9 protein-coding genes are annotated in these 10288 nt (G+C 73.3%); 5 read left to right on the forward strand and 4 right to left on the reverse strand.

Annotated features, from left to right (window positions below):
• Positions 1-663 precede the first annotated feature (663 nt).
• From NT8_RS24515 to NT8_RS29610, 3 genes are read right to left on the reverse strand one after another with little or no spacing between them, the layout of a single operon-like run.
• Positions 664-891, reverse strand: coding sequence for a hypothetical protein (locus NT8_RS24515; protein WP_067974311.1), 228 nt, complete (start codon positions 889-891; stop codon positions 664-666).
• Complete coding sequence (locus tag NT8_RS24520) at positions 888-1154, reverse strand: hypothetical protein (protein WP_067974313.1); 267 nt, start codon at positions 1152-1154, stop codon at positions 888-890. The genes NT8_RS24515 and NT8_RS24520 overlap by 4 nt, the downstream gene beginning before the upstream one ends.
• The gene (locus tag NT8_RS29610) at positions 1151-1651 is read right to left on the reverse strand and encodes a hypothetical protein (protein WP_157515961.1); all 501 of its coding nucleotides are present in this window, start codon (positions 1649-1651) and stop codon (positions 1151-1153) included. Before NT8_RS29610 ends, NT8_RS24520 begins: the two co-directional genes overlap by 4 nt.
• Before the next feature lie 151 nt (positions 1652-1802).
• Between NT8_RS29610 and NT8_RS24530 the strand changes: the two genes are divergently transcribed.
• The 3 genes from NT8_RS24530 (at position 1803) to NT8_RS24540 (ending at position 4152) form a co-directional block, all read left to right on the forward strand.
• Positions 1803-2735: a DUF5753 domain-containing protein gene (locus tag NT8_RS24530; protein ID WP_369406311.1), complete on the forward strand. Its 933-nt coding sequence runs from the start codon at positions 1803-1805 to the stop codon at positions 2733-2735.
• 8 nt (positions 2736-2743) lie between these two features.
• The gene (locus tag NT8_RS24535; RefSeq protein WP_067974319.1) at positions 2744-2944 is read left to right on the forward strand and encodes a DUF397 domain-containing protein; all 201 of its coding nucleotides are present in this window, start codon (positions 2744-2746) and stop codon (positions 2942-2944) included.
• Between the two features lie 254 nt (positions 2945-3198).
• Positions 3199-4152 (forward strand): amidohydrolase family protein, encoded by a 954-nt coding sequence (locus NT8_RS24540; RefSeq protein ID WP_067974322.1) that lies wholly within the window; start codon positions 3199-3201, stop codon positions 4150-4152.
• A gap of 212 nt (positions 4153-4364) precedes the next feature.
• On the opposite strand, the gene NT8_RS24545 is transcribed toward NT8_RS24540, so the two are convergent.
• Positions 4365-5807 carry an SLC13 family permease gene (locus tag NT8_RS24545; RefSeq protein ID WP_067974325.1) on the reverse strand — a complete coding sequence of 481 codons (1443 nt, stop codon included), beginning with the start codon at positions 5805-5807 and terminating at the stop codon, positions 4365-4367.
• Positions 5808-6127: 320 nt separating this feature from the next.
• On the opposite strand from NT8_RS24545, the gene NT8_RS24550 reads away from it, so the two are divergent.
• Both NT8_RS24550 and NT8_RS24555 read left to right on the forward strand, forming a co-directional pair.
• Positions 6128-7300, forward strand: coding sequence for a pyridoxal-phosphate-dependent aminotransferase family protein (locus NT8_RS24550; protein ID WP_067974329.1), 1173 nt, complete (start codon positions 6128-6130; stop codon positions 7298-7300).
• Between the two features lie 69 nt (positions 7301-7369).
• Positions 7370-10288 (forward strand): FAD-binding and (Fe-S)-binding domain-containing protein (locus tag NT8_RS24555; protein WP_067974332.1); only part of this gene is annotated, 2919 nt, incomplete at its 3' end.

A 10288-nucleotide genomic window follows, 5' to 3' on the forward strand; every position in this document is an offset into this window, starting at 1 on the left:
CCGCCCGCCGGGCGGCCGGAACGGCGGGCGGCGCGAGCCGCCCGTCCTTCCGGCGCGGCCCCCATGTGCGTGGCCGCCGGTCGCGGCCTTGATGGACCGGTGGTGTGGACCGGTGGTGTGAAGAGGATGGGGCGGCCGGCCGCGGTTCCCTCTCCGCGCGGTCGGCCGCCCTGCGTGCGCCGGTCCCCCAATGGCCGGCGCACGCGTCGGGGTGGGGCCGCCGCGTTCTTCCGCGCGCGGCCCCGGGGCCGCGCACCCGGGGTGGCGCCCCGGCCGGGCGCGCGGCGGTCTCCGTGGATGGTGGTCCGGTCACGGCCACCGGTCACGGTGGTAGGGGTGTGGACGTGGGCGTGGTGAGCAGGTCACCGCATTTCTCCGCCCGGCGCCCTGCGGCCCGCAGCGCAGACGGCGCCGGGGTCCCGGTGCGGGGGCGGCGGTGCCGCGCGGCACCCTCCGGGGCGGTGGTGGTGCGGTCGGCGTCGGCGGTGCGTTGCGCCACGGCCCGGCGCCGTCCGGCCACCGCGCGGGCGAGGTCGTGCCAGGCGGCCGGGCCGACGATGCCCGCCGGGCCGGGAACCTCCGGAACCCACGCCCACCAGCGGCCCCGGCCGGCCGCCGAGGGCCACACCACCGCACGCGGGATCAGCGGCCGCCCTCCCCCGGTCACCGGGGGATCTCCGGCCGCAGCGCCCGGCGCTGCCGGTCCATCTCCTGGCGCGTGGTCTTGGCCATGACGGCGATCCGGTCGAGGTGGCGGACCTGCTCGTCGTGGTCCTCGTCGCCCGGGTAGTACACGACCTCGTCGCCCCAGGCCGGGCCGAAGCGGAGGATGATGTGGCCCTCTTCGACGGCGACCTCGACGTCGCGGGCGCGCGGATGGAACACGCTCACGGCGCCCCCTCGGCGTAGTAGTCGCGGAAGGACTCGCACACCTGGTCGCGCACCAGGCGCCAGCGCGAGGCCTCCACCTCGCGCGGGTCCAGGACGTCCATGCCGGGATCGGTGTTCTCCGCGCTGATCATGCTGAGGACGGAGCGCAGGATCGCGGCGACGTGGTGCGCCTCGGCGTCGGTCAGCGTGCCCCGGGTGAGGCCGATGACCAGCTCGGCGTGGAGCTTGTCGCTGATGATCGGGGGTTGCCCGCTGGGGTTCACGCCGCCACCCCCCGCCGCCGCTGCTGCTGGAGGAGGTGGCGCAGCAGGGGTGCGAGGTCGGCGCGCAGGTCGTCCAGGCCGTCCCCGTGCGGGACGCCGCGCCACCTGGCGCGGGCGGTATCGGCGGCGATGGCCGCGTCCACGGCGGCCACCGCCCGCCGCGACGCCTCGGCGCGGCGACCGACCGCTTGGGCGGCGGCCAGGCGCGGGGAGTGGGCGATGGCGGTCGCGGCGATCCGACGCCGCTCGGCGGCTTCCTCGGCGCGCCGCCGTTCGAGCCGCACCAGGTGGAGGCCCACCCTGCGGCGGCACCGGATCGGCACCGGCGGGAGCAGGTCGACGGGCGGCCGGACAGGTGCGGCGACGCGGACGGCGGCACGCGGCCGGGCCGGGGAACAGCACGCGCAGTGCGCCCCGTGGTCGGGGCCGATGACGGCGATGGCGACGATCCGCCGAACGCGCCGAAGCGCGCCGCGCGGGAGCTGAGACAGAGACATGAGTCCCCCAATGGGAGGCCGGGTGGGAGGCCCGGCGGAATGTTCTGGCTACGACATCGTCGCTCACTGCATTCAAAAACGCAAGATGCGATTTCAATAGCATGCGACGATATCGGTTGTCACAGACGCTCCGACCCGTAGGATGCGCCGAATGTCTGAGAAATCGTCACGCAGCGTAGGATCGCGCCGATGGTCTGTCCGACACCCGCGACAGAGAGGCGGCGACGCGTTGGCCGCGAGCCCCACGCTCCGCAGGCGCCGACTCGCGGCTGAGTTGCGCCGCTTGCGGGAGGATGCCGGCCTCACTGCCAAGGAGGCCGCTGCGCAAGCGAAGGCGCTGAGCCCCGACCGATCGTGGTTCGAGTCGAAGGTGACTCGGATAGAAACCAGGAAGATCCTGAAGGTCCGGGACGTAGACCTGCTGACGCTGCTGGACGTCTACGGCGTGACGGACGAGGAACAGCGTGAGGCGTACCGCCGACTCGCACGGGAGGCGTCGCTTTCCGGGTGGTGGGTCGGTTACCGCGACGTTCTCGGTGCAGGCACGCTGATCGACCTGGAGACCGAGGCCGCGCGCATCCGCACCGTCGAAGGTCAGTACATCCCGGGGTTACTCCAGACGGAGGGATACGCCCGGGCCGTCATCTCCAACGGCGGCATTACCGATGAGAGCGAGCGGGAGCGCCGAGTGGAAGCGCGGATGATGCGCCAGCACATCCTGCACCGCCCGGATGCTCCACGCCTGTGGGCGATCGTCGACGAGGCCGCGTTCCACCGCATTCCCGCCGACCTGGTCACGGTTCAGGTCAGCCACCTGATCAACGTGCAGAGAGCGGACTTGCGCGTCCAGGTGTTGCCTTTCGAGATCGGACCTCACCCCGCAATGGACGCCTCGTTCTTGATCTTGGACTTCGACGTGGACCCCTCGACGGTGTATCTGGAGCAGTCGATGAGCGCCCTGTTCCACGAGGACCCGCTTGAGCTGCGACACTATGAGACGGTGTACGACCACATCCAAGCAGCCGCGCTCTCAGTCGATGACTCGCGCAGGTGGATGGCCCAGTTCATCGAATCTCGCACGTAGAGGACCCCATGCTCGCCGTATCCGCATCCCACCTCACCTGGCACAAATCCAGCTACAGCAGCGCGAAGGGCCAAAACTGCGTGGAGGCCGCTGCCGCACCGGGCGTCGCGGCCGTCCGCGACACGCAGAATCGCGACCTTGGCCACCTGGCGTTCCCCGCCAGTGAGTGGACCGCGCTCCTCGCCGAGGTGAAGGTCGGCAACCTGTAATCCGAGAACGACGGCGGCCCCCGGTGTACACCGGGGGCCGCCGTCGTGCTTCGCCAGAAGCATCCCGCCGAGATGGTATCGCGGCGCCAGGATTGCCGGCATCCTCCCGCTGTGCCCTTCGACCTCCGCCCGGGTCGGAAGCGCCACACCCGCGCGGGGGCGAGCGCGGGGCGGCTGTCTACAATCGTCAAGCTACACATCGGCCTCCCGACCGGAGTGGGCGGGGCGGGCCGTCCCCCATGGAGGAGGCGCGTATGCGTCCGACAGTCCCGACCGCCGCCGACCCCCGGGTGGTCGACGCGCACCAGCACTTCTGGCCGGCCGGGCTCCGGAAGGGCGCGCCCGGGACGGAGGCCCTCGATCGGGGGTTCTTCCCCGCTGACCTCGAATCCGAACTCGCCGGTGGCCCCGTCGGCCGCACGGTTCTCGTGCAGTGCGCCGAGGGCCCCGAGGAGAACGACCGCATGGCCTCCTACACCGCCGCGTGGCCGCGGGTCGCCGGGGTGGTCGCGTGGCTGCCGCCGGACGACGCCGGCGCCGCGGCGCGCGAATTGGACCGGGTGCGCGCCGCCGGCCTGCCGGTGGTCGGGGCGCGGTCGGCGGTCGGTGCCGACCTGGCCCGCTCCCTGGCCGACGGGGGCCGCGTCCCGGCGTTCGCGGCCGCCGCCGACGGGGGCCGGTTCCCGGCGCTCTCAGTGGCCGCCGACGCGGGCCTGGCCTGGGACGTCGTCGTCAAGGGCGGCGCCCACGTCGACCTGGTCGAGGCGGCCGCCGCCGCGCTCCCCCACCTGCGCATCGTGGTCGACCACCTGGCCACCCCGCCGGTCGCCGACGGCGGGTGGGAGCCGTGGGCCGGGTGGGTGCGGCGGCTCGCCGCGCACCCCAACGTCGCCGTGAAGGTCTCGGTGGGCGTCGACGTCCTCACCCGGTGGACGTGGCGCGCCGCCGACCTCGCCCCCTACGTCGCCCGGGTGCTCGACGCGTTCGGGCCCGACCGGGCGATGCTCGCCGGGAACTGGCCGGTGGTCCGGCTGGCCCGCGCCCACGGCCCGGCCTGGGCCGACCTGGACCGCCTGGTGGTGGACGCCGGGGTGGGCGCCGACGGCCTGCGCCGGGTGCGCGGCGGGACCGCCGACGCCTGGTACCGGCTGCCCGGCGCGCCGCCGGAGGGCCCGGACGGGCCCGGATCAGCGCATCGGGGCCGGTGAGACGGGTGCCGGCGCCTGGACTGGCCCCCCTCAGCACAACGGGGCCCGTGAGGCGGATGCCGGCTCCCGGCCGCGTCCGGCTCGGCACACCGGCACCCGTGGCGGAGGAAGCCGCCCTACCACGCCCGCGTGCCCCCGGACACGCCGGCGGGCCCCGGCGCGGTGCGCCGGGGCCCGTGGGTGCGGGGTCCCCGGTGGGGGCCGCCGTCGGCCTAGAGCCAGCCGGGGAGGACGAACACCCCCCAGGCCAGCAGCGGGGCGATGACGATCATGCTCATCCCCCAGGTCATCAGGCGGCGGAAGACCTGGTTGCGCTGGTCCTCCGGGGCGTTGGCGACGAGCAGGGCGCCGCTGGTGGAGAACGGGGAGGAGTCGACCACCGACGAGGAGATGGCCAGCGCGGCGATCATGCCGACGACGCCGATCTCGCCGCCGAGCAGGAACGGCACGGCCAGCGGGATGAGCGCGCCGAGGATGCCCGTGGTCGAGGCGAACGCGGAGACGGCCGCGCCGATGACGCAGATGACGAACGCGGCGAGCAGCGGGATGCCGATGGAGGCGACGCTGTCGCCGAGGAACTCGACGGTGCCGATGCGCTCCATCAGGCCGACGTAGGTGACGATGCCGCAGATCAGCAGGACGGTGGGCCAGGCGATCTGGTCGATGGCGCCCTTGGCGCTCTTGGGGGCGACGAGGGTCAGCAGGACCGCGATGCTCATGGCCATGAGGCCGACGTCGAGGTCGAACACCAGGGCGCCGACGGTCAGCGCGAGGATGCCGACGACGGTGAGCGTGCGCTCCAGGTTGAGCCGGAGCGGGCCGTCGGCGTCGGGCGCGACCGGGTCGCCGCCGGTCGCGGTGGCCTGCGGCGCGGTGGTGGTGCGGACGGCGGTGCCGCCCGCGGCCGGGGCCGGGGCGGGGGTGCCGCCGGAAGCGGGGGTGCCGCCCGACGCGGGGGCGCCGTCGGCGGGGCGGGGGGCGGGGACGGCGCCGTCGGCCGGGGCGTCGGAGGCCGGGCCGGTCTGGAAGTCGGGGTCGGTGCTGCGGCGGCCGATGAGCGAGCGCCCGCCGAACAGGAAGTACACCCCGATGCTGAGCACCACGTTGAACAGGAACGACGCGGCGAACAGGAAGAGCGGGGAGCCGCCGAGGTCGGCGCGGGCGACCACGCCGTTGGTGATGCTGCCGAAGATGCTGATCGGGGAGAAGCCGCCGGCGCTGGCGCCGTTGACGATGAGCAGCCCCATCAGCACCGGGTTGATGCGGTAGCGGATCGCGAAGCCCATGCCCATGGGGGCGATGATCGCGACGGCGGCGGGGACCACGGCGCCCACGGCGGTGAGGACGGCGGTGGTCGCGAACATGACCCACGGGACGAGGGCGATGCGGCCGCCGACGGCGCGCATCGCCTGCTGTACCAGCCATTCGACCGTGCCGTTGTTCTTGGCGAGGGCGAAGAGGTAGGTCACCCCGGCCAGGATCACGAAGAGGTCGCCCGGGAACCCGCCGAAGATGTCGTCGGGGGTCTCGCCGACGACGAGCGTGCCCACGATGAAGGCGGCGGCCAGCGCGAGGGCGCCCATGTGGGCGGAGGTGAAGGTGGCGATCAGGAAGACGAGGACGAGGACGAGGATGGACACGATCTGAACGGACATGGAGCCCCCATGGGCGCACGCGTGGCGGCGGCGGACGGTCGGGTGGCGGAGCACGCTGGTCGGTGCGCGGGCCCGGACGGCGTTGTCGTGTGACCCGGCATGATCACATTCCGTATCGCAGAAACTGGGTTCTGAATACGACGCAGTATGTTCTTCCTCTCATTGCGCGTCAACCCTCTGTTCCGGCTTGACAGCGCGCCGAAGAGGGCCCTTCACCCGCTGTACAGGGGCTTGTCCGCAGCGATCAACAGGCCTAAACTTCGCTCAGTGATACGGAAATTTCGCCATGTGGATTCGAGTGATTGCGAGACCGCGGAACCATGACTACCTCGACCGGTCGCCACTTCCTGCAGATCCCCGGACCGACCAACGTCCCCGATGAGGTCCTGCGCGCCATGTCGGCGCCGACCATCGACCACCGCGGCCCGGACTTCTCCGACCTGCTGACCGAACTGCTCCGCGACGTCCGCCCCGTCTTCGGCACCACCGGCCCGGTCGTGGTCTTCCCGGCGTCCGGAACCGGCGCGTGGGAGGCCGCCCTCGTCAACACGCTCAGCCCCGGCGACACCGTGCTCTGCTTCGAGACCGGCCACTTCGCCACGCTGTGGCAGGAGATGGCCACCCGCCTCGGCTTCACCGTCGACTTCGTCCCCGGCGACTGGCGGCACGGGGTCGACCCCGCCGTGGTCGCCGAGCGCCTCGCCGCCGACACCGCGCACCGCGTCAAGGCGGTCTGCGTCGTGCACAACGAGACCTCCACCGGCGTCACCAGCCGCATCCCCGAGATCCGCCGCGCCATCGACGACGCCGGGCACCCCGCGCTGTTCCTGGTCGACACCATCTCGTCCCTCGGCTCGATCGACTACCGGCACGACGAATGGGGCGTCGACGTCACCGTGTCGTGCTCGCAGAAGGGCCTGATGCTGCCACCGGGCCTGAGCTTCAACGCCATCAGCGCCAAGGCCCTGACCGCCGCCGGCTCGGCCCGCACCCCCCGCTCCTACTGGGACTGGGCGCCGATGCTGGAGGCCAACGACCGCGGCTTCACCCCCTACACCCCCGCCACCAACCTGCTCTACGGGCTGCGCGCGGCGCTGCGCGTCCTCTACGCCGAAGGGCTGGAGAACGTGTTCGCCCGGCACGCCCGGCACGCCGAGGCCACCCGCGCCGCCGTGCGCGCGTGGGGCCTGGAGATCCTCTGCGCCGACGACCGCGAGCACTCCAACGTGCTCACCGCCGTCCTCGTCCCGGACGGCGCCGACGCCGACCACGTCCGCCGCACCATCCTGGACCGCTACGACATGTCGCTGGGCGCCGGCCTGGGCCGGCTGGCCGGGCGCGTGTTCCGCATCGGCCACCTGGGCCACACCAACGACCTGACGATCGCGGGCACGCTCGCCGGGGTGCAGATGGGCCTCCAGGCGGCCGGGGTCAAGGTGTCCCCCGACGGCGTCAACGCCGCCCTCGACCTGCTCGGCCGCCCCGCCGGGTGACGGACCGGGGACCCCGCCCCGCGCGGCCGCCGCCGCGGCCCGCCCGACCCCACCCGTGGAGGACCCGCCATGACCGTCACCAGCAAGGAACCGGCCGCCCCCGCTGCGGTGCGCACCGAACTCGAACGGCGCCTGCGCGCCGAACTCGACGGCGAGGTGCGCTTCGACGACTACTCCCGGCACCTGTACTCGCGCGACGCCAGCATGTACACCATCCCGCCGACCGGGGTGGTGCTCCCCCGCCACGCCGGGGACGTCGCCGCCGCCATGGCCCTGGCCCGCGAGTTCGGCGTCACGGTCACCGCGCGCGGCGCGGGCACCAGCCTCGCCGGACAGACCATCGGCGCCGGGCTGATCCTCGACATGTCCCGGCACATGCACCGCATCATCGACCTCGACCCCGAGGCGCGCACCGCCCGCGTGCAGCCCGGCGTGGTGCAGGACGAGCTCAACCGGGCCGCCGCCCCGCACGGCCTGATGTTCGGCCCGGACACCTCCACCAGCAACCGCGCCACCATCGGCGGGATGATCGGCAACAACTCGGCGGGCAGCGGGTCGCTGCGCCACGGCATGACGATCGACCACGTCCGCGAGCTGGAGGTGGTGCTCGCCGACGCGCAGACCGCCCGGTTCGCCCCGCTGGCGGCGGGCGAGCTGGAGCGGCGCGCCGCCCGCCCCGGCCTGGAGGGCGCGGTCTACCGGGGGCTGCCGGAGATCCTGGCCGCGCACACCGAGGCGATCGCCACCCGCTACCCCGACTTCTGGCGGCGGGCCGGCGGCTACCGGCTGGACCGGCTCGCCGACGACCCCGGGTTCGACCTCGCCAAGTTCGTGGTGGGCGCCGAGGGCACCCTGGTGCTGGCCACGGAGGCCGTGGTCGACCTGGTGCCCAAGCCCAAGCGGACCATCATCGCGGTCGGCCACTTCCACACCACGCCCGAGGCGATCGCCGGCACCGAGGACGCGCTGGCGTGCGACCCGGCGGCCGTGGAGCTGATGGACCGCACCATCCTCGACCTGTCGCGGCAGCGCATCGAGTACGCGGGCCTGGGCGACATCCTCCAGGGCGACCCGGGGGCGCTGCTGTTCGTGTCGTTCTCCGGCGACGACGAGGCCGAGCTGATCGACCGCATGGACCGCCTCACGAAGCTGTGGAAGGCCAACGGGCACGGCTACCACACGCTGCGCGCCATCACCGCCGAGCAGCAGGGGGCGCTGCTCAAGGTCCGCAAGTCCAGCCTGGGCCTGCTCATGGCCGCCGGGTCGGGCACCCGTCGCCCGCTGGCGTTCGTGGAGGACACCGCGGTCGACCCCAAGCACCTGGTGGAGTACACCACCCGCTTCAAGGAGATCCTCGACGCCCACGACATGGAGGCCGGGTTCTACGGCCACTGCTCGGTGGGCTGCCTGCACATCCGCCCGTTCGTGGACCTCGCCAAGCCGGGCGAGGTGGAGAAGATGCGGTCGGTGGCCGAGCAGGTCAAGGACCTCGTCTCCGAGTACGGCGGGGTGAACTCCAGCGAGCACGGCGACGGCCTGGCCCGCAGCGAGTTCAACCGGGAGCTGTTCGGCGACGACCTGTACGGGGCGATGCAGGAGGTCAAGCGGCTCTTCGACCCGGAGAACCTGCTCAACCCGGGCAAGATCGTGGACGCGCCGCCCATGACCGACCACCTGCGCGACGCCGCCCTGCCCGAGCCGCAGCCGTTCCAGACCCGGTTGTCGTTCGAGGTGGTGGGCGGCATGCGCGGCGCCGCCGACCGGTGCATGAACATCGGGCTGTGCCGCAAGAGCGCCACCGGGGCGATGTGCCCGTCCTACATCGCCACCCGCGACGAGGAGCACGCCACCCGGGGCCGGGCGAACGCGCTGGTCAAGGCGCTGTCCGAGCCCGACCCGCGGGCCGCGCTCGGCGACGAGCGGCTGCACGAGGTGCTCGACCTGTGCCTGATGTGCAAGGCGTGCAAGAGCGAGTGCCCGCTCGGCGTCGACATGGCCAAGCTGAAGAGCGAGGCGCAGTCGCACTACCACGACGTCCACGGGGTGCCGCTGCGCACGCGGGTCTTCGGGGCGGTGCGCACCCTGTACCGGCTCGGGTCGGCCACCGCCCCGCTGAGCAACCTGCCCAACCGCGTCCCCGGCGCACGGTGGCTGGTGGAGAAGACCGTCGGCATCACGGCGAAGCGCCCGCTGCCGACGTTCGCCCGCACCCACCTGGTGCGCTGGTTCGCCAAGCGGCGGACCGGGGAGCGGGTCGCGCCGATGGGGACGCTGACCTTCCTCGCCGACTCGTTCACCACGTTCACCGAACCGGCGATCGGCCGGGCGGCGATCGAGCTGCTCGAACGCGCCGGCTGGGACGTGCGGCTGGAGTCGCGCGGCTGCTGCGGCCGCTCCAGCCTGTCCAAGGGCCTGGTGGACGACGCGAAGGCCAAGGCCGGGCACCTGGTGTCGCTGCTGTCGGAGGAGACCGAGCCGGGCAGCCCGATCGTCGGCTGCGAGCCGTCGTGCATCCTCACCCTGAAGGACGAGGCGGAGTCGATGCTGCCGGGCGACCCCCGGGTGCGCGACCTGTCCGGCCGCGTCCGCCAGGTCGAGGAGCTGATCACCGAGGCCATCGACGACGGGCGGCTGCGGCTCGACCCGGAGGCGTGGCCGGCCGGGCGGCGCATCCTGTTCCACGGCCACTGCCACCAGAAGGCCGAGGTCGGCACCGGCGCCACGATGGCGCTGCTGCGCCGCATCCCCGGCGCCGAGGTGGTCGAACTGGACGCCGGGTGCTGCGGCATGGCCGGGTCGTTCGGGTTCGAGGCCGAGCACTACGACGTGTCCATGGCCGTCGGCGGCGACCGGCTGTTCCCCGCCATCAACGCGGAGGGCGCCGAGACGGTCATCGCCGCGACCGGGGTGTCGTGCCGGCAGCAGATCGGGCACGGGACCGAGCGCGACGCCCGGCACCCGGTGCAGCTGGTCCGGGACTGCCTGGCC

Origin of the sequence: Nocardiopsis trehalosi NBRC 14201 (assembly GCF_001552555.1) — a bacterium.
In the GTDB taxonomy this organism is placed as follows: domain Bacteria; phylum Actinomycetota; class Actinomycetes; order Streptosporangiales; family Streptosporangiaceae; genus Nocardiopsis_B; species Nocardiopsis_B trehalosi.